This is a genomic window from Dyadobacter soli (genome assembly GCF_900101885.1).
In the GTDB taxonomy this organism is placed as follows: domain Bacteria; phylum Bacteroidota; class Bacteroidia; order Cytophagales; family Spirosomataceae; genus Dyadobacter; species Dyadobacter soli.
Window position 1 is genome coordinate 275,546 of record NZ_FNAN01000007.1, and the last position, 19,898, is coordinate 295,443.

Here is a 19,898-nt window from a genome sequence, read left to right on the forward strand (position 1 = left end):
ATTAACAAGCCTACTACTTGCATCGTACGATTTAAATCGTACCTTTGCTATGTACTTAATTTTCATAGCCATGAGTTCCGAAAAGACCGAACCCACCAAGGCCGAGCTCGATATCCTTGCGATCCTTTGGAAACACGGACCGTCGACCGTCCGTGCCGTCCACGACCAGCTGAATAACTTCAAGGAGGTGAACTACACCACTACCCTCAAACAAATGCAGCTGATGGCCGAAAAGGGCATGCTCACGCGTGACGAAACCAGTATGAAGCACATTTACGCGGCCGTCGAAGAAGAGCAGAAAACGAAAGGCCTCCTGCTCGACCGTTTTGTAGACCATTTGTACGGCGGTTCGGCCAGTAACCTGGTTATGCAATTGCTGGATAACAAAAAAGCTTCCAAAGCCGAGCTTGACGAGATCAGGGCGGTGTTGGACCAATTGGAAAAAGGAAATTCCTAAATCACATCAGCCATGAAAAATCTTCTCATTTCCGAAAACACCTACGCGCTCATCCGGCAGACCGGCCTGGCGCTCGCCCATTCGCTCTGGATCGGTGCCGTTGCGGCGCTGCTGGCAGCCGCTGTGATCATGCTTACCCGCCGCAGCCGCCCGGAACTCCGCTATAACCTGCTTACCGGCCTGCTTTTACTGTTCATTGTTGCGACCGGCATTGCCTTTGTCCAATCGGGACCGGAAGTTCGTGCGGGAGCGCCGGTGGGCGTGATTTTAGCAGAAAACATTGTAAATCAGCCCAATGCATTACTAACTAGCAGCCAGCTAGCGGCACATCAACAAAGCGCTATTGCCATCGCTACCGACTTTTTGACCCAAAACATATACTGGATCACCCTGGCGTGGCTGGTAATTGTGATGGTGAAAATCAGCGGCCTTGCGCTCGGGCTTTATCATTTGTACCAGCTCAAAACACAGCAACTTTACAGCATCGGCAGCCATTGGGAGCAGCGCGTGGCCGAATTTGCCAAAACAATGGGCATATCGCAGCCGGTGAAGGTGTTCCAGTCCGGTCTCGTAAAAGTACCGACGGTGCTCGGGCATTTCAAACCAGTCATACTCGTCCCGCTGGGCGTGATCACGTCCATTCCGGCGGATCAGATCGAAATGGTGCTGCTGCATGAACTCGCGCACATCCGCCGCTTCGACTTTGTCGTCAATTTCCTGCAACGGCTTACCGAACTGCTCTTCTTTTTCAACCCCGGCATTCTCTGGATTTCCAAACTCATCCGCGAAGAGCGTGAAAACTGCTGCGACGACATGGCCCTGAGGCATTCCGGCAACCAGACCGTCTACATCCGCGCCCTGCTCTCGTTCCGGGAATACCAGCTCAATGAAAACGTATATCAACTAGCGTTCTCCGGCAAAGGCGGCCTCGTTCAACGTGCCAAACGCATTGCCTCCCGCACCAACCCCACCCTCGGCGCTGCCGAAAAGACGGTACTACTCATAACAATGCTTGCATTCTTCACATTCTCCATCGTATTCGCACAGTCTGGCGGGCGGCAGACCGACGGGCCGCACACTGCCAGCCCTCAAAGGAAGAATGCGAAGCAAAGTAGCAACGCAAAAACGTCTGCCTCCACGCCGGCCAAGCGTAGCAACGCACAGTCTCTTCCAAACAAAGCGAACGAAAATGATACTAAATATTTTGACAATCAACACATTAACAATCTAAATACAGACAACAAACGACGCGCTGAATATTCGCCGCAAAGGGTTAATTACTATAATCCGGCTTCGTCAGACACTTTACAGCCCTTGCACAAACCGCTGACGCCACGCTACCAATCGCTGGCGCCGATATACGTCGATTCTTCCCGTCGGGCACGGCTGGAACCGGTGGCGCACCGGGCATATGCGTCAACCTACCAATTGCAGCCGCTGCAAACCTACCAGCAGGAATACCGGCCGAGCGATATCCGCATAGAACGCCAGGCGATCAACGAGAAGATCATGGACGCGATCGAGAAGCAGGGCGTGGCGATTTCGAGGAACGAAATTGATTTCAGGATTACCAATAAAGAGCTGATCCTCAATGGCAAGAAACAGCCGGAGGGAGTTCACAAGGCCGTGCTCGACGCCGTACTCACAAGCCCCGACGACGTTATCGATTTTACGTACGGCAGCCACCAGTAATTTCCATTCAATACATTCATTTTCAAAACTTACTTCCGGTAAGGCGGGCGAACTATGCCCGTTGGCCTTGAAAAACTAATCTTATCACGACATCATGAAAAACATCGACCGGGTGAGAGCCACCCTGTGGCTTGCCGTTGCCCTGCTGGCGGCATTGGGGAATGCTTTTGCCCAAATCAAAGGAAAAGTGACAGCGCAAGACCACAAGCCGCTGGAAGGGGCGGCGGTTTCGGTACTCGCCGCCGCGGATTCGAGTGTGGTTAATACTGTGCTGACGGGGCGGGATGGAACATTTACGGTTTTGGGCCTGCAAAATGGGAGCTATTTAGCGTCCGTAGCAATGCTGGGCTTTCAAAATTTCACCGGCAGCAAGTTCGAACTGACCGACAGCAAACCGATTATCGACCTCGGAACCATTACCTTAAAGACTGGCGACATCAAGCTCAACGAAGTGAAAGTGACCGGGCAGAAGAATTTCGTGGAATACCAGATCGACCGGACGGTGATAAATGTGGACGCGCTCATTTCGAATGCAGGCGCCAATGTGCTGGAAGTACTGGAAAAGTCGCCCGGCGTGATGGTCGATCAGAGCGGGAGCATCAGCCTCAAAGGCCAGCCGGGCGTGCTGGTACTGATCGACAACCGCCCTACTTACCTTTCCGCCGCCGCATTGGCAGCATATCTGCGCTCATTACCAGCCAATTCGGTGGAAAAGATCGAGCTCATCACAAATCCTCCCGCGCGTTACGACGCGGCCGGGAGCGCGGGGGTTATCAATATCAAAATCCGTAAAAACAAGGTCCACGGCCTCAATGGCAGCATTACGCTCAGTCCGGCGCGGTCGCGGTACTGGCGGCACAATGAGAACGCCAACCTCAATTTCCGCCGCGACCGCTTCAATTTCTTCACCAATGCCAGCTTCAACAGCACCGACCAGTGGCGGCGGCTCGACATCCAGCGAAGGTACTACGGCGAAAGCGGTGCATTACTGTCGTCATTTGACCAAACCACCTTTTTTTACCCAAAAAGCAGGACGACCAACCTGAAAACCGGATTCGATTTTTACGCCAATGAAAAGACTACCTGGGGCTTCGTATATACAGGCGCGTTCACACACACACGTGAGCACAGGCCCGTGAGCAGCGCCGTGCGGAATGCCGCCGGTGCGATCGATTCGCTCATCCGGGCAGACAACAGCGAGCAAAACCGCTTCCGGCAGCATGGTATCAACCTGAATTTCAGCCATCAATACGACAGCACCGGCCGCTTACTCACATTCGACCTGGATTACATTACCTACCGCATCCGCGCCCGACAGACATTCATCAACGATTTCCTTGACGGCGGCGAGCATTTCAAAAGGCAGGAAAAAATCACGACCGATCTCCCCTCTTCCATCGATATTTATTCGGCCAAAACCGATTACGAGCATCCGCTGCGGAAGGGCAAATTTGGCGCCGGGTTCAAAACAAGCCTCGTCCGCACCGATAATGCGGCCAACTATTTCCTCCACCAGGGCGAAACCGTTTCCGTCGATTACGATAAAACGAATCGGTTCCGCTATTCCGAGAACATCAATGCGGTGTATGTGAATTTCAACCGCGAGTTTCAGAAATTCTCGCTGCAAACCGGCCTCCGTGCCGAAAACACGAACAGTTACGGCCATCAGCTCGGCAATGCCGTGAAGCCCGATTCATCGTTCTCCCGGCATTACACCAGCCTTGTCCCGACCGTGTTCCTCAGCTACAAGCTCGATACAAACCAAACGCGCCTGAATTTCTCCTATGGTCGCCGGATCGGCCGCCCCTATTACCAGGACCTGAACCCGTTCGTTTTTCTGCTGGATAAATTCTCCTATTTCGCCGGTAACCCTTACCTGAAACCGGAACTCGGCAACCGGTTTCAGCTTTCGCTCAACTACAAAAGCCGGTTCAATTTGTCGCTCCTCTATAACTACACCCGCAATATGCAGGGCGAGGTCATCGAGCAGGCCGGAAACATTTTCATCAGCCGGACGGGCAATATCAGCAGGCTCGTCTGGGGCGGCATTACCCTCACCGCCCAGCTCAAAGCCGGCAACTGGTGGACCTGCAACTTTTACGCCGAACTCATCCGCAACAACTTCCGCGGCATGCCCGGCAACCCCGACGGCACCACCGGCTCCACTTACGGCTACATCAGCCCGAACAACCAGTTCCTGTTCAAAAACGGGTGGAGCGCCGAGCTGAGCGGCTTTTACATTACACGAAGCCAGGGCGCGCAGTTCGACAAGGACGGTCTGTTCCTCGTGAATACGGCCGTCCAGAAAAAGGTCCTGAAAGACAAGGGTATCATAAAACTCTCGCTGCGGGACGTTTTCAGCTCGCTGGAACCGAATGGCCGCATTCTCAATATTCCCAATGCCAAAGCGAGCTACTACAACGACGCCGACACGCGCGTGCTCGTGGCGTCGTTTACTTACAGCTTTTCGAAAGGCACGTCCGGCAAGCGAAAACGCAATGTAGGCGGCTCGGGCAGCGAAGAGCAGCGGGTCAAGAATTAATTTCCTTTGAAATAATTGTAAAACACCTCGCCCAGGTTTTGACCCAATGAAACCCAGTCTTCGGCCAGCGGCGCTTTGTTCAGCCCGGCGATCCATTCATAATTCAGCTCGTACACGGCGGCGTGGATGCCGAAGCGTTCCATAAAGCCCTCTCCCAGCGTGCCGGGATTGCGGAAACTGGGTTTGGTGGAGCCGGCGGTGAACCAGGTATGCTTGCGCAGCAGCATTTCGAGCTTCTCCATATTCGAGAGGTAGGCGCTGATATCGCCGTCGGGGCGGCTGATGTGCAGGTAGCCGCCGGCGTCGTTGTGGATGTCCAGGGCCAGGTCGGGCCGTTTGTTGGCCTTCACCATGCGGTGCAGCCATTGTTCGAGGTAATAGTTTTCCGGGGCGATGAGCGAGTCGGCGGGGACGTCCCATTTGCGGTTGAGGTCATAGCCGTTGGCATTGAAGCGCGTCTTGCCGCGTGCCACACCGTCCTTGTTGGCCATGGGCAGGATGTACACGCAATAGGTTTTGAGATAGCGTTTCGCGTCGTCGTCGTTGCTGAGCAGTTTTTGCACAAGCCCTTCGACCGTCCAGTTCCCGCCCGCCTCGAATGCATGCGCGCGGGCACGCAGGAAGAGCCGTTTCGGGGCATTCTCGTTGCCGATCCGCACGATTTCGAGCGAGCGGCCTTCCGACGTTTTGCCAATGGTAGTCACGCTGGCGAGCTTGTGCTGTTTGATCCGCGCCAGCATTTTGTTGAGGTCGCTGATGCGGTACGGCTCCACGCTGGCAATGTAGGCCTGCGGCGCTTCCATTTTGAATTTGATAAAAACCCGCCGGCCAGGCAACGGTACCACCGAACGGCTTTCCCACTTTTTGTTATCAAAAGAAACCACATACCGCGACTTCTCCGACAAATCACTCGCCAGCCGGCCATTCCAGATGTTGTCAAAATTTTCCAGGATCACCGTCACCTCGGTACCCACCGCCGCCTCCACCCTGAAATGGTAATGGTTCACCGCCCGGTTCGGCGAAAACCGCTCATGGTCATACACCATCTGACCAATCACCCGCCCCGCCGAATCAATGTGCCAGTTCATCGGCGACGCATTTTCGAAAGCGGTGTTGATGAAGATTTTCGAGGCCGCCAGCGTATCGGCCTTCACGTGTATATGCGAGCCCCCGAATGCGCCCAACACCTGGTTGGCCAAATGTGACAGCACGAAAATGAAAAATGCAACTTGCTTCATGGTAATGATTGAATGATTGAATGATTGAATGATTGAATGATTGAATGACCCGCGGTGGAACGGGGAATGAGTCGTCGTGGAACGGGGAATGTTGAATGTGTGACCGGGTCGCCGGAGCGATGATGGAATTTTGGCGTCCGCAACTAAGTAGCCAATCGCGTAGCGATGTAATATTGGTAGCAACCAGTCGATTACGCGCATCGAAAATCCCGTCAGGGATGTAACAGCGAACTATCAGCGATACCGAACGCCCGGTTGTTGCATGCCCAGGGGCATTTTCGATGCCGCCTTTGATATAATCTGCTACCAATATTACATGCCTGACGGCATTTTAGTCTTAAAATGGATTTTTTCCCAGCAATTCATCATTCTCGTTATTGATCGACTTGCTGATCGCTCCGGCGGCCCGATCAATCATCGCTCCGGCGACCCGGTCACTCATCGCTCCGGCGACCCGGTCACCCATTAAAAACTATACCCCGGATTCTGCTTGATCCCGCTCGGATTGATATCGATCTGCGTTTGCGGGATGGGGAAAACGGCATTGAAATCCTGCACGACCGGCGCTTTGAAATGCGCATTCATCACCGCCACCTCGCGGCCCGTGCGCACGAGGTCGAACCAACGGTGCCCTTCGAAGGCGAGTTCGACCTGCCGCTCGTGCTCGATGGCCAATGCGAATGCCGCTTTGGACAGGCCTGCGGGCAGTACCGCCAGCTTTGCACGCTTTCTTACAGCGTTGATCGCCTCGTAGGCCGCAGCCGTGGGGCCGTCCGTCGCATTCACAGCCTCCGCATACATGAGCAGCACATCGGCGAAGCGCATTACCGGCCAGTTGTTGTCGGCGTCGCCATCGGTGAAAGGCGTATCCTGAAATTTGAGCGTGTAGGGATCGGCCACGTATTTCCCCGTCACATTGTCGGTATAACCCAATGATAGTGAAACATTTTTACGATAATCACCTGTTTCGTAGGCAGCAATAAGGTCAGTGGTAGGTAAATGCCGCCCGCCTGCAAAGCCGATTTTAATCACCGAGCTACCCGAGTTGCGCGGCGCGAAGTTATTGTAAAAACTGCTGCCGGTACCCGTTCCGCCTTTTTTGAATTGTACTTCAAAAAGCGATTCTTCATTGTTCGCATTGGCAACGGGCCAGAGCGCGGCGTAGTCGTCGAGCAGCTTGTAGGTGCCGGCGTCGATCACTTCCTTCAATTTGTCTTTGGCTTTGGCAAAATTACCGGTGGTAAGGTACACCTTGCCGAGCAATGCCTTGGCCGCGCCGCGGGTAGCCCTTCCGATGTCGTTGCCGGCATACGAAACGGGCAGCTTCTGCTCGGCGTCCGTCAGGTCGGCGATGATCTGCGCGTACACTTCCGATTCCGGTATGCGGGGCTGGCTGTACCCTTCGTCCACGGTTTTGGTTTCAGAGAGTACTACCGGCACGTCGCCGAATGTCCGCACGAGGTTGAAATACTGCAATGCACGCAGGAAACGGGCCTCGCCGATAAACCGCTGCCGCAATGCATCGTCCATTTGCGCACCGCCGATATGGTCGAGCACGGTGTTGGCGGCGAGGATGCCGCGGTAAGTATCGACCCACATCAGGCGGATGATCTCGTTCGTGGAAGCCATTTTGAACTGGTCCAGCTCGGCGTCGGGCAGGTTGCCGCCGCCCTCCCAGTTCATGGTGTTGTCCGAGCGTACTTCGGCCACATTATAGTAGGCGTACCCGTATTCGCCCGGATTGGCCAGCATTCCGTAGGCCGCTGTGACGGCCGCCTGCATATCGGATGCGTTTTTGTAAAAATTATTCACGTTGGTGGCGTCGATCGGTGCGAGTTCCAGGAAACCCGAGCAGCCCGACGCGAGCACGCAAAGGGAGCCGAAAATGATGGTTTTGAGTTTCATAAGTTCAGGTCGGGTTTAGAATGTCAGGTTCAATGCGAGGGTGAATGTGCGGGCCAGCGGGTAGCCGTTGAAATCGACGCCCGGCGTGAGCGAGCTGCTGCCGTTCAGGCTTTGCTCGGGGTTATAGCCGCGGTAGGGCGTAAATGTGAGCGCATTCTGCACCGAAAGTGTCACCGCCGCATTTTGCAAATACACCGATTTCGAAACGCTTTCAGGCAGGTTGTACCGCAGATTGATATTCCTGATCCTGAAAAACGATGCATTCTCGACCAGCAGGCTCGATACATAACTCACGTTCCCACCGGTAGGCGCTACGTTCGCACGCGGCGTGCGCCCATCACCCGGCTGCGAGGGCGATCGCCAGCGACCGAGCACGTCTTTCCGGCTGTAACTGCCGTTCACGAGCCCGATATTGCGGCGGGAGCCGTTCAGAAGCTGAATGCCTTGCACGCCGTCGCCCAAAATGCTGAGGCTGAAACGCCCGTATGAGAAATTATTGGTAATGCCGTAAAAGAAATCGGGGCTGTTGTCGCCGATGATGGTGACGTCGCTCGGGGTAATGGCGCCGTCGCCGTCGATATCCCGGAATTTGAGATCACCCGGACGCGAGCCGGTGGCCCCACCTACCCGCGGGCTGTTGTCGACCTCCTCCTGCGACTGGTACACGCCGACGGCATCATACCCCCAGAAACTGCCGATCGGCGAGCCTATTTTAGTAATATGCGTATTCGGACTGAATGAAGGGCTTTTCGAGATGATCGGATTACCGGAAGGGCCGAGTTTGACTACCTTATTTTTGTTAAAGGAAATATTAAAAGCCGTCGACCATTTGAATGCGCCCGTCAGGTTTTTGGAATTAATACTAAACTCCCAGCCGCGGTTATTGAGCTTCCCGATGTTTTGAAGGGCTGTTTCATAGCCGGTAGAAGCCGGTACAGGCACATTGAGCAGCAGGTCGGTGGTGTTTTTGTTATAAAAATCAATGGTGAAACTGAGTCGGTTGCGGAGCAATGCAAAATCGACGCCGATGTCGAACTGGTGCATCATTTCCCAACCCAGCTGCTCGTTGCTGATCGAGCTCGGGTAAAGCCCGTACGCGAGCGCGCCGGTGCCCGCGCCAAAACTGTAACGGCGGTTGGATAGCAGCCCAATGTGGTTGTAGTTACCGATCGTGTTGTTACCGGCCAGGCCATAACTCGCCCGCAGTTTCAGGTCCGTCACCACATTTTGCGACTTCATGAAATTCTCTTCCGAAAGGTACCAGCCCACGGAAGCCGACGGGAACGTGCCCCATTTGTTACGCGCCCCGAAACGTGACGAGCCATCGCGCCGCATCGTCGCCGAAAACAGGTACTTACCTGAATACGTGTAATTTACCCGGGCCAGCAGTGACAGCAGCGACCATTCCGAAGCATAGGTACCGCCGCCCGTCACCTGGCCGGCGTTCAATGTCGGCACGAGGTCTGTCGGGAAGTTGGTCGCATTCAATGCAGTGGATTCACCGTGTGCTTTTTGGGCGGTAAAGCCGGCCAACAGGTCCAGTTCATGTTTGGTATTGAATGTTTTTTTGTAGCTCAAAATATTCTCGTTCAGCCAGTTGAGCTCACGGCCGGTGGTAGCTATGGCCCTCGCTTGCACGGGCGCAGGAACGCCGTTCCAGCCGAGGTCGGAAGGATAGTAGGCGTTCTCGCGGGCATCGGAATAGTCTAGTCCGAATGAGGTGCGGAATTTCAGACCGTCGAGCAGTTTTATTTCGGCATACACATTACCCAATGTCCTGAAAGTGGTGCGCTTATCCTTGATTTTGTTCGCAATGGCCACCGGGTTGTCGATCACGCCGATGTTGTACGGCGAAGGCCCGAGCAAGGTCGTATAAGAGCCGTCGGCATTGTAAACGGGCACGGTGGGCGGCAGCGACAATGCAGAACCGAGGATACCGCCGGTAAAAACCTGGTCCTCCACAGGCAGAATACGGCTCGTCGCAAACGACGGCGACAGGTTCATGCCCACACTTACGTTTTTCGAAATATGATGGTCGAGGTTCACCCGCGCCGAATAGCGGTCGAAACCGGTTTTCATCACAATACCGTCCTGTTTGAAATAGGCCCCCGACAAGAAAAAAGTCGTCTTGTCATTACCCCCCGAAACCGATAGCTGATGATTCTGAATGGCTGCCGTGCGGAAAACCTCGTCCTGCCAGTCGGTACCTTTGCCGAGCGACTGCGGGTTCATGAACATCTCGGGGATTTGCAACGCCGCGGGCCGCACATCGTTCGGGTCACCCGCATTACCGCCCTTATCCACCCACGCATTGTTGCGGGCCTCGGTGTTATATTCAGCATACTCCCGTGCATTCAGCATATCTATTTTATTGGCCACCTGCTGAAAACCATAGTAAGTATCCAGCTGCACGACCGATTTGCCCGACTTCCCGTGCTTAGTCGTCACGAGCACTACCCCATTGCTACCCCGCGAACCATAAATGGCGGCCGCCGACGCGTCTTTGAGTATTTCAATGGATTCGATATCGTTGGGGTTAATGGACGAAAGCGGGTTGAAATTGCTGTTAAAATCGCTTGAAACCGGGAAGCCGTCGATCACATACAAGGGTTCGTTGCCCGCGCCTATGGAGCCCGTCCCGCGTACGCGCACGGAAACGCCCCCGCCCGGCGCGCCTTTCGTCTGCGCCACGTTCACGCCTGCGATCTGTCCGCCCAAGGCCTGGTCGAGGCTCGTGAGCGGCTGGCTTGACACGTTTTTCATCGGTAACGACGCCACCGAGCCGGTAATGCTGCTCTGCTTCTGCGTGCCGTAGCCCACTACCACCACGTCGTTCAGCGCCTTCGTATCGACGGCCATTGCAAAGTTCAGTTCCGCATTGTTACCTACAACGATCTCCTGATTTTTATACCCCACAAAACTCGCCACGATCACCAGCCCGCCCGGCCCGGCCAGCGATTCGGGAATGCTCAACCGGAATTCGCCGTTGGCGTCGGTAGCGGTGCCGGTCTGCGAATTTTTCACGATAATGCTCACGCCGGGGAACGGGTTGCCATTTTCGTCGGTCACGCGGCCCCGTACAATGCGGTCGGCGCTGACAGGCAGCGGCTCGATGCTCCGTTGGTTGAGCCGGATCACCGGCTGCGTTTCGGGAATGCGACCGGGTACCACTACCTCGGGCGAGGGCGCTTTCACGATCTTTTTCAGGACAATGTTTTGTTGGAAAATTTTGTAAGAAAGCGGCATATCCTTGAAAACAGCCTGTAAAAGCGCATCGATCGAGCCATTTTTCACCTTTACCGACACTTTTTTCGACGCCGGCAGATCGAGCTCATCGTACAGGAACAGATAGCCCGTCTGCCGCTCGATGTTCCGCAACGCGGTTTGCAGCGGCACGTTTTTGGCCTGAAAGGAAATCTTTTGACTAAACCCGTCCGCGGTGACGTGGGAAAGGGTTACGATGAGCAAAAGCATGATCCTGGTCATAATCATCAGAGTTTGGGCGACAATATGCGCCCTGCCGCCCGCCGGAAAGCGGGGCAGAAGGTTAATTTTCATAACTTTGTTAAAGTTTAGGAATGCAGAAAAGTTTTTTCAGAGAAGCTCGGTTGCGCCTGAACTACGGGGAAAATGTTAGCGCATTTTCCCTTTTGTTTTTTAGGCGGAATGGTGTCAGGGCGGAATGGAAGAGTTCATGAGTTTAGGGTTTATGAGTCGAGAGTTTATGAGTTTAGAGTTTATGAGTTTAGGGTTTATGAGTTTACGAGTTGAGGGTTTATGAGTCGAGTGTTGAGAGTTTATGAGTTGAAAAAGACTTTGGACTTTAAATTCTGAACTTTAAACTCATGAACTCCCAAACTCTAAACTTTGAACTCTAAACTCATGAACTTCCAAACTCCTAAACTCTAATCACTATACGCAAACTACGGTTCGACCACGATAGTACCGCTGCCCAGGCTGCAATTAACCCCGGCGTAGCGCAGCATTCCCACGATCTGCGAAAGGTTCACATTGCGCGACACCATGCCTGTAAACCGCCGCACCGGCACTTCGCCGCGGTAACTCACCTCCACGTCGTACCAGCGAGAAAGCTGCCGCATGACATCTTTCACGCCTGCATTTTTAAAGTAAAACATGCCCTCCTTCCACGCCACCGCCTCGTCGACCGGCTTGAAGGCCGTCTCGATCTGTCCGCCGGGCAGTAATGCGGCCTGCTGCCCGGGACGTAACAGGGCACGCTCTCCCTTGTTACTGATCGATACCGACCCTTCCACCAGTGTCGTTTTCGAAACGCGCTCATCGGCGTAGGCCATTACATTGAAACTCGTGCCCAGTACCTGTACCTCGGAGCCATTGAAACGGACGGTGAATGGCCTTGTTTTGTCTTTGGTCACTTCAAAATACGCTTCACCCGTAATCTCGACCCGGCGTTCCGAGGCTGGAAACACAGACGGGAAACGGATGGATGAGGATGCATTGAGCCACACCTTGCTGCCATCGGGCAGCTGCACCCTGTACTGGCCGCCCCTCGGCGTAGAAACCTTGTTGAAACCGGCAGTTGCCGCCTTGGTCGAACGGCTGTTGTAAACCACCAGGCCATCTTCCTGTTTGGAGATCTCGGTATTCCCCTGCCGCGCCACGAGGCCGCTTCCTACGCGGTCCAGCTCGATGCCCTTTCCGTCGGCCAGCGTAAGCAATGCTTTGTTCCCGCCGGGCGGAACATCCTGGTTTTTAATGGTTTCCGAAACAACCTGTTTTTCAAATGTGCCCTTCCTTATCACCCATAATCCGGCCACGACGGCGAGCACGGCCGCCACCGCCGCGTACCTTACCCAAATACCCGCGTGCCAATGCCTGCGCTGCCTGCCCGACGCGAGAATGGAGCCCAGCATATCCCCGCTGCGCGACGCGTCGAATAACGGCTTCGGATCGGTCGGTTGAAGCCAATTACGCTTCATCGCGCTTTCGACCGCCTCGTCATGCTGCCCCGAGCGGATATGGCGCATCAGTTCCTCCTCCTCGGCGGGCGTGGCCTGGCCTTGATAGTAGCGGTCGAAAAGCTGTTGCAGCCTTTGTGAGTCCTCCTGGTTCATGGATTAAATACTGTTTCAACCCAAGGACAATCGCGCCATTCGAAAAGGGGCTATCGGGCGGGAAAAATTTTAAAAGAAAATTTTCAGGACGAGAATCGGGCTCATTTTCACACTTTTCCCGATGTAGGAAATAATCGACGCCGTGGCGATTTGCAGGTATTTTTTCACCGTTTCCTTCGATAAACCCATTTGCAATGCGATTTCATTGTACGACAGTCGCTGGTGCCGGCTGAGCAGGTACACCTGCCGCTGCTGGAAAGGAAGCTGGTCGATGGCCTCGTCGATCAATGCGTAACGGTAGTCGTCCGGCTGCTCGGGCTCGCCTTCCGAGGCGGCATCCAGATCGGTGAATTTCAGTTTTTCGGCGGCGATCTTTTTCAATGCATTCAATGCCGCATTTTTGGATATTACGAAAAGATAAACGGGGAAATTTTCAACTTCCCGAAGCAGCTCGCGGTTACGCCATATTTTCAGGAAAACGTCGTGAACCAGCTCCTCCGCAACCGTTTCCGAGCGCGTAATGCGATAAATATGCTGTCCCAGCCGCTGGTGGTAATGGTCGAACACCCTGGTAAATGCCCGCTCGTCACCCGCGGCCACCAGCCTCAGGAGCTCTCTTTCATCGTTCAATGCGGACCGGTACATGGGTAAATATGCTCGGGATATATTGGTGTACCACTTAAAGCGATTGGGCTGGTGAATCTACCAACCCAACGACACCGTGCGGCACCGATCTCAATGGTTACCGACTGTTTTTCGGGCGGCCTAGTAGGGAATCCGTTTAAAGATCCCGCAGAATCTCTTGATAATCGACATCGGCAATGCCCATGGCCGTACCTTCAATGCGGTAAGTCGTCACATCCGTAATGCCGGTATACGCACCGAAAACCGCTTTGATGTAAGACTCGATAAACTCATATCCCTCCGGCCAGAATGCCATTTTCCCACCCGAAGCGATGGCCAGGTATACTTTTTTGTTTTTGAAACAGCCCGATTTCGTGCCATCCTCATTGAATTTGTAAGTCAGCCCAACCCGCACCAGCTGGTCGAGCCAGGCTTTCAAATGGGCCGAAACACCCAGGTTATGCATGGGCGTGCTAATGACGATGACATCCGCCTGATCAATTTCACTGAAAATCGCATCGGCATAAGCAAGCAAATGCCTCGCCTCCTCCCCTACGCTATCCGGCTGTTTGTAGAACTCCCCGATAAGCACCTCGTCCAGCAACGGCGGAGGCGATTGAACCAAATCCCGCTCCACCACGACGCCAACCTCCTTCCGGTCCGTTAATTTCTGAATGATCGCCATGCTGAGCCCCCGGCTGAACGACAGCCCGCCCCGCGCACTTGATGTGATGTGTAATGCCTTTTTCATGTTTGTGGTTATTGTTTCGGGCATGACGATTGGCGTTTTGAAATGGGGACAGGCGGGCCTGACGACTCGCCGGCAACTGAGATTATCAAATTATTACCAAACCCCTCTCAATCCACGCCAGAACGCTGCCAGCCGCGTAAAAGGCCCGGCGGGGCCTTGCTTCTCCAAAAAATTCGACCCGAATCAGCGTAGTTTGCCGGGGTGTAAACGTCTTATGGCAAATTGTGCAATGGTGATGGCTTGTTTTTTCCCTATTTGGTAATGATACCCGATCAAAGTTTTCAACCGGGCGACAAGATTTTTTTGAAGGAGCGAACGCGGGAACATGCGGAACAGCCGCCGGCGGATTCGGAACTGTTTATCCGGAAAGCGTTCGAAGAAGACCCCGATGCGGGCGTGATCCTGTTGTTCAGGAATTATTATCTCAAACTGTGCAGCCACGCCGCCCGGTTCGTGTCGTCCAGGGAAATTGCCGAGGATATTGTTTCAGATATCTTCCTGGAATTTCAGGTGAAAAACCTGCACAAGACCGTCAATACCTCATTCAGAGCATATTTATACACATCGGTTCGTAACCGGGCGTTCGATTACCTGCGCAGCGAGCTGTTGCGGGGCGACCCGCTGGATGAGCAATCCGGCGAGATTCCCGCTTCGGTTGCATTCGATCCCGAATCGATCACGCAGTATGAAGAACTATACCATGATGTCGAGCATGCGGTGCAATCGTTGCCCTTGAAACGCCGGCAGGTTTATCTCAAACATCGTTTTGAAGGCAAAAAGTACGTGGAGATCGCCGAGGAACTGGGTATACCGGTCCGGTCGGTGGAGACGCTGAGCTACCAGGCGACGCAGGAAGTGAGGCGGCTGTTGCGGAACAAATGGCTTTTCCTGTGGCTGCTTTTATGTTTCCAACGACTTTTTTAAACTAATACATGGCAAGGCTGACACCGTTTAATGACCGGGCTTGATGAAACTGCAAGTAACAAGCGACTTACTCTTTAACTATTTTGCCGGGCAAACCACCCCGCTGCAAAATGAGCTGATCGAAGATTGGGCAAAAACGTCTGAAAACCGGGAGCTTTTCTTTGTGTACCTCGATGAATGGGAAGCCAGATGCCCCCAATATATCGCCGACCTGGATACCGCGCTGGAACGGCACCGTGCGGGTTTGGAGCAACGGCTTCACGCGGGCACGTGCGACGACCAAACGCTGACAGCCGAAACTGAAATATTCGAAAACGAGCACAAAAACCTTATTTTTCACAAACGCTGGCTGGCGGCGGCCGTCGCGCTGATCGTCCTCGGGACCAGCGTGATCTTTGCCAAAGACTGGCTATTTTACCAAAAACACAGTACTGCATTCGGTGAAATCAGGACGGTGGCGCTTGCCGACGGCAGCCAGGTAACGCTCAATGCGCATTCGTCGCTGCTGGTACCGCGGTTCGGTTTCGACCGGTTCAGCCGTGAGGTGGTACTGAAAGGCGAGGCCGAATTTTCCGTCACGCACGCGCCCGACGACCGGGATTTCACTGTGAAAACAGCCAGCGGTTTCGATGTAGTGGTGCTTGGCACCGAGTTTGTGGTCAGCACGCGCGAGTCTGCCTCGAAAGTGGTGTTGACGAAGGGTAAGGTCCGGCTTTTGTACGGTGAGCTGCAACACCGCAAAGCGCTTACGCTCAAACCGGGCGAATTGGTCACGTTCGATGAGCAAGGCAATGCAAATCTCCGCCAAACGCAACAGCCTGAGGATTATTCGGCGTGGAAAAAGCACCGGTTTATTTTTGACCAGACACCCCTGGCCGACCTTGCACCGCTTTTCAGGGACCATTTCGGCGTCGAGCTCCGCATTGCCGATTCTACCGTTGCGCGGATGACTATCACGGGCACATTCACGGCCCGCACGGACGATATGCTGCTGGAATTTCTCAAAGAAGCCGCCCGCCTTCGGGTACACCGGGAGGGTAAAACGGTCACGCTTTTGCGCCCGGCTGCATTGTAATATTAAGTTTAGTTAACATTCGCGTAGTGAAGGGGATGCCAACCGTCTCCCGGAAAAGCAAAGAACTCTTGTCACTTTATTTTCCAACTATGCGATTACTGCGATTTCTACCAGTTCCACTCCTGTTAAACGTTTGGCTGGGACTGCTCAATCCCGGCGTTGCCCAGGTACTGGCCTCGGCCCAGCTCCGGATCGAGCGGACTCCCCTGAAAAAACAACCTGCCACCAGGGCATTGAAAGATGTGCTGCGCGAATTGCAGGCCCACTACAATGTCGACATCGTCTTTTTTGACCACAGTGTCAACGGCCTCACGGTCCGTACCGACAAAGTCGATTTCAAAGCACCTCTTGAAAAAAACATCGCCAATGTATTGAAGCCGCTGGGCCTGATCTACAAACGGACCGATGGCGGCGGGTACATGGTCCTCGAAAAGGCTCCCGAGGAAAAGACAAAGATCAACACGTCGGCAGACCAGGCATTTTTTGGCGCTTTTAATCAGAAAAACCTTCTCTACGCATCCACGATGGCATTACCGCCTGTGAGAAAGGTGGTAATCGACCGGACTATCAGCGGGCAGGTCACCGGTGACGACGGTGGGGCATTGCCGGGCGTGAGCATTGTGGTAAAGGGTACGACGCATGGTACCACCGCGGACGAGAACGGGCATTACCAACTGGCGATTGCCGAAGATGCTCCGACGCTGGTTTTCAGCTTCGTAGGTTATGCCAGCCGCGAGGTAGCGGTGGGCGCCCAATCGGTCATCGATATCCGCCTTTCCGTCGATAATAAAGCGCTCGATGAGGTGGTGGTAATCGGATACGGCGACAGCAAACGCGAAGACCTTACGGGCTCGGTATCTTCGATCAATGTCGAAAAGGACCTTAAAAATACCCCGGCGACGCGTGTAGACCAGATGTTGCAGGGGCGTATGGCCGGTGTTTACATTAAATCCACCAGTGGCGCGCCCGGCAGCCCTACTACGATCCGCGTCAGAGGCTCCCGGTCGATCAGCGCTACCAACGAGCCTATCTACGTGATCGACGGCATTGTAGACCCCAGCGGCACGAACCTGAACTCCATCAATCCGGCCGACATCGAAAGTATCGACGTACTCAAAGATGCTTCCACAACGGCTATTTACGGCTCCCGCGCCGCTAACGGTGTGGTACTCGTAACCACCAAAAAAGGAAAAGCCGGCCGGAACGATTTCCGCTTTTCGACCAGCCACGGCGTTTCGCAGTTGCCCCGCAAGCTGGATCTCATGCATTCACGCGAGTTTGCCGAGTTTATCAACGAAGCGCGTATCGACGCGAAAATGCCGATCGTGTACCCTAATGTCGATTCGATCGTAAACCTGCGCGGCGAAAGGGGCACCGACTGGATGGACGCCGTTACCAGGACTGCGCCCTTCTCGACTTACGATTTATCTGCATCCGGCGGCGCCAGCGGCGATCACGGTTATACCTATTTTTTATCGGGTAATGTGCTGGATCAGAAAGGTATTATCAAGAACACGGGCTTCCAGCGTTACCAGGGCCGGTTGAATTTTACCAAAAACCTTTCGTCCAAAGTCGATCTGGGCATTAACCTCAATATCAGTCGTGAAAAACGGGAGATTACGAGCACGGCGCTCGGGATGAACAGCAGCTGGTCGTCGTCGTACCTCTACCTGCCGCCCACCATGGCGATCTACAAACCCGACGGTTCCTACGAAACATTCAACCCGATATGGTACTCCGGCGGGCAGATCGATAACCCGGTAGCGGTAATAGACAAAGTGACGAACAACCAGGTCGCCAACAATGTGATCGGGAATTTCTACCTCCAATATGAACCGATTCAGGGCCTGAAACTGAAATCCACGCTGGGCATTAACTTCATCAACCAGCGCGGTGATACTTACAGCCCGTCGGATATGCCTACGAAAATTCTGAACAATGCCATGTACGGATCGGCCTCGTCGGATATTTACAACACCACCAGCGTCATCAACGAAAACACGGCGAGCTATGCGAAGAGCATCGGCAAGCACCACATGGATTTCCTGATCGGGAGCAGCTACCAGACCCGGAAGGTCGACCGCCTTTTTGCTTCCGGCAAGCAACTCACCAACGACATTACCCAATACAACAACCTCGGCCTGACCGAACAGGCTTACCGGGACATTGCGTCCAACCTGGATGAGAATACGATCGTTTCTTTCCTCGGCCGTATCAATTACGATTACCAGAAACGGTATTACTTCACGCTCACGGGCCGTCGCGACGGTGCTTCCAACTTTGCGGCAGGTAAAAAATGGGGCTTTTTTCCGTCGGGTGCCGTTAAGTGGAGAGTTTCCGAAGAGTCATTTTACCAGTCCTCGCCCATCAAACATTTGATTTCGGACCTGTCACTCCGCGTCAGCTATGGTATTTCAGGGAACCAGGGCATTTCCAACTATCAATCGCTCGCTTCGCTGAGCGCTAACAGCAACTCCTACATTTTCGGCGGTACGCAGGCGCTGGGCTACACGCAGGGTAACCTCATGAACGATAAACTGACCTGGGAAACTACCGGGCAGCTCGATGCCGGTCTGGATTTCGAATTTCTTGGCGGCAGGTTCAATCTCTCGGCCGACTATTACCGCATGCTGAGCAAAAACCTGTTGCTTACCGTGCAGATCCCCTCGCAAACGGGCTATTCTTCGAGGTTGGTCAATTTAGGCGAGTCGTTGAATGAAGGCTTCGACCTGTCGATCAGTGGGGATGTGATCCGCCGCAATGATTTCACCTGGAACGCGGTCGTGAATGTTTCGACCAACCGCCAGGAAGTGACCGATATTGGTCCGCTTACGAAAGTAGCATTGGATGCGGGCTTCGGCTATGGCGTGATCACAAGCTATCTCGAAAAAGGCATTCCAATCGGGGCCAATTACGGCGTAGAATATGCCGGTACCTGGAAAAGCCAGGCTGAAATCGATGCGGAACTGAAAAAAGCCGTCGGCGACCGGACGTACGTGTCTGCCGCAAGCTTCTACAAACCCGGCGGGCCGCGCTACTTCGACTATAACCACGATGGGGTACTCAACACGGTCGACTACCATTACCTCGCACCTGCCAACCCGAAGGTATATGGCGGTTTCGGAAGCACATTGAGCTACAAGCGGTTATCGCTCGATTTCTTTTTCCAGTTCAGTGCGGGGCATAAGATGTACAACGGGCAGGAGTTTTTCATGGGTACCGGCACGAACCTCACCAACCAGTTCCGGTACATGGTCAACCGCTGGTCGGAAAGTAACCCTACTTCGGATATCCCGGCTGTGAACTCGCGCGACAATATCGCTACCAGCCGCTTTCTGCACGACGCTTCCATGCTCCGCCTGAAATCGGCGCAGGTAAGCTATAACCTCGGCGGCTTGTTCTTCAAAAAAGCTATCAAGGACATGCGGGTTTACGTAAGCGGCTCCAACCTGTTTTTGCTGACCAAATACAACGGTTTTGACCCCGAAGTAAACACCGGCGGCGGCAGCTCGACGATCATCGCGGCCGACAACGGCAGTTACCCCAATGCCCGCGTCATGACAGTCGGTTTAAATGTTTCTTTTTAAAATATTCCAA

General features: G+C 54.0%; 13 protein-coding genes. 7 read left to right on the forward strand and 6 right to left on the reverse strand.

Going from position 1 to position 19,898, the window contains the following annotated elements; translation table 11 throughout:
• Positions 1-70: 70 nt before the first annotated feature.
• From BLQ88_RS13245 to BLQ88_RS13255, 3 genes are all read left to right on the forward strand, one after another.
• Complete coding sequence (locus BLQ88_RS13245; RefSeq protein ID WP_090150409.1) at positions 71-457, forward strand: BlaI/MecI/CopY family transcriptional regulator; 387 nt, start codon at positions 71-73, stop codon at positions 455-457.
• Positions 458-469: 12 nt separating this feature from the next.
• Positions 470-2,149 (forward strand): M56 family metallopeptidase, encoded by a 1,680-nt coding sequence (locus BLQ88_RS13250; protein WP_090150412.1) that lies wholly within the window; start codon positions 470-472, stop codon positions 2,147-2,149.
• A gap of 94 nt (positions 2,150-2,243) precedes the next feature.
• Positions 2,244-4,691: a TonB-dependent receptor gene (locus tag BLQ88_RS13255; protein ID WP_090150414.1), complete on the forward strand. Its 2,448-nt coding sequence runs from the start codon at positions 2,244-2,246 to the stop codon at positions 4,689-4,691.
• Here BLQ88_RS13255 and BLQ88_RS13260 read toward each other — a convergent pair.
• Positions 4,688-5,929, reverse strand: a complete 1,242-nt coding sequence (locus BLQ88_RS13260) for a M14 family zinc carboxypeptidase (protein WP_229212687.1) — start codon at positions 5,927-5,929, stop codon at positions 4,688-4,690. The two genes, BLQ88_RS13255 and BLQ88_RS13260, sit on opposite strands and share 4 nt — an antisense overlap.
• Before the next feature lie 262 nt (positions 5,930-6,191).
• On the opposite strand from BLQ88_RS13260, the gene BLQ88_RS36435 reads away from it, so the two are divergent.
• Positions 6,192-6,398, forward strand: coding sequence for a hypothetical protein (locus BLQ88_RS36435; protein WP_143016841.1), 207 nt, complete (start codon positions 6,192-6,194; stop codon positions 6,396-6,398).
• On the opposite strand, the gene BLQ88_RS13265 is transcribed toward BLQ88_RS36435, so the two are convergent.
• The 5 genes from BLQ88_RS13265 to BLQ88_RS13285 form a co-directional block, all read right to left on the reverse strand.
• Positions 6,395-7,834, reverse strand: coding sequence for a RagB/SusD family nutrient uptake outer membrane protein (locus tag BLQ88_RS13265; RefSeq protein ID WP_090150417.1), 1,440 nt, complete (start codon positions 7,832-7,834; stop codon positions 6,395-6,397). The genes BLQ88_RS36435 and BLQ88_RS13265 overlap by 4 nt on opposite strands.
• Positions 7,835-7,849: 15 nt before the next feature.
• Positions 7,850-11,392 carry a TonB-dependent receptor gene (locus BLQ88_RS13270; RefSeq protein WP_090150420.1) on the reverse strand — a complete coding sequence of 1,181 codons (3,543 nt, stop codon included), beginning with the start codon at positions 11,390-11,392 and terminating at the stop codon, positions 7,850-7,852.
• 365 nt (positions 11,393-11,757) lie between these two features.
• Positions 11,758-12,927: a FecR family protein gene (locus tag BLQ88_RS13275; RefSeq protein WP_090150422.1), complete on the reverse strand. Its 1,170-nt coding sequence runs from the start codon at positions 12,925-12,927 to the stop codon at positions 11,758-11,760.
• A gap of 69 nt (positions 12,928-12,996) precedes the next feature.
• Positions 12,997-13,572 carry an RNA polymerase sigma factor gene (locus tag BLQ88_RS13280; RefSeq protein ID WP_090150425.1) on the reverse strand — a complete coding sequence of 192 codons (576 nt, stop codon included), beginning with the start codon at positions 13,570-13,572 and terminating at the stop codon, positions 12,997-12,999.
• Between the two features lie 136 nt (positions 13,573-13,708).
• Positions 13,709-14,302, reverse strand: coding sequence for an FMN-dependent NADH-azoreductase (locus BLQ88_RS13285; RefSeq protein ID WP_090150700.1), 594 nt, complete (start codon positions 14,300-14,302; stop codon positions 13,709-13,711).
• Between the two features lie 261 nt (positions 14,303-14,563).
• Here BLQ88_RS13285 and BLQ88_RS13295 point away from each other — a divergent pair, with 261 nt between their 5' ends.
• The 3 genes from BLQ88_RS13295 (at position 14,564) to BLQ88_RS13305 (ending at position 19,888) form a co-directional block, all read left to right on the forward strand.
• A complete protein-coding gene (locus BLQ88_RS13295) occupies positions 14,564-15,226 on the forward strand; it encodes a sigma-70 family RNA polymerase sigma factor (protein WP_090150431.1) in 663 nt (220 codons plus the stop codon).
• 43 nt (positions 15,227-15,269) lie between these two features.
• Entirely contained in the window at positions 15,270-16,301 is a 1,032-nt protein-coding gene (locus tag BLQ88_RS13300; protein WP_090150434.1) for a FecR family protein, read from the forward strand.
• A gap of 89 nt (positions 16,302-16,390) precedes the next feature.
• The gene (locus BLQ88_RS13305) at positions 16,391-19,888 is read left to right on the forward strand and encodes a SusC/RagA family TonB-linked outer membrane protein (RefSeq protein WP_176884985.1); all 3,498 of its coding nucleotides are present in this window, start codon (positions 16,391-16,393) and stop codon (positions 19,886-19,888) included.
• The last annotated feature ends 10 nt before the right edge of the window (positions 19,889-19,898 follow it).

Bases quoted from the DNA above. Each gene is read 5' to 3' on its own strand.
- BLQ88_RS13305 (WP_176884985.1), top strand. From the start codon at position 16,391: ATGCGATTACTGCGATTTCTACCAGTTCCACTCCTGTTAAACGTTTGG.
- BLQ88_RS13260 (WP_229212687.1), bottom strand. From the start codon at position 5,929: ATGAAGCAAGTTGCATTTTTCATTTTCGTGCTGTCACATTTGGCCAAC.
- BLQ88_RS13270 (WP_090150420.1), bottom strand. From the start codon at position 11,392: ATGAAAATTAACCTTCTGCCCCGCTTTCCGGCGGGCGGCAGGGCGCAT.
- BLQ88_RS13300 (WP_090150434.1), top strand. From the start codon at position 15,270: ATGAAACTGCAAGTAACAAGCGACTTACTCTTTAACTATTTTGCCGGG.
- BLQ88_RS13245 (WP_090150409.1), top strand. From the start codon at position 71: ATGAGTTCCGAAAAGACCGAACCCACCAAGGCCGAGCTCGATATCCTT.
- BLQ88_RS13265 (WP_090150417.1), bottom strand. From the start codon at position 7,834: ATGAAACTCAAAACCATCATTTTCGGCTCCCTTTGCGTGCTCGCGTCG.
- BLQ88_RS13295 (WP_090150431.1), top strand. From the start codon at position 14,564: ATGATACCCGATCAAAGTTTTCAACCGGGCGACAAGATTTTTTTGAAG.
- BLQ88_RS13255 (WP_090150414.1), top strand. From the start codon at position 2,244: ATGAAAAACATCGACCGGGTGAGAGCCACCCTGTGGCTTGCCGTTGCC.
- BLQ88_RS13275 (WP_090150422.1), bottom strand. From the start codon at position 12,927: ATGAACCAGGAGGACTCACAAAGGCTGCAACAGCTTTTCGACCGCTAC.
- BLQ88_RS36435 (WP_143016841.1), top strand. From the start codon at position 6,192: ATGCCCAGGGGCATTTTCGATGCCGCCTTTGATATAATCTGCTACCAA.
- BLQ88_RS13280 (WP_090150425.1), bottom strand. From the start codon at position 13,572: ATGTACCGGTCCGCATTGAACGATGAAAGAGAGCTCCTGAGGCTGGTG.
- BLQ88_RS13250 (WP_090150412.1), top strand. From the start codon at position 470: ATGAAAAATCTTCTCATTTCCGAAAACACCTACGCGCTCATCCGGCAG.
- BLQ88_RS13285 (WP_090150700.1), bottom strand. From the start codon at position 14,302: ATGAAAAAGGCATTACACATCACATCAAGTGCGCGGGGCGGGCTGTCG.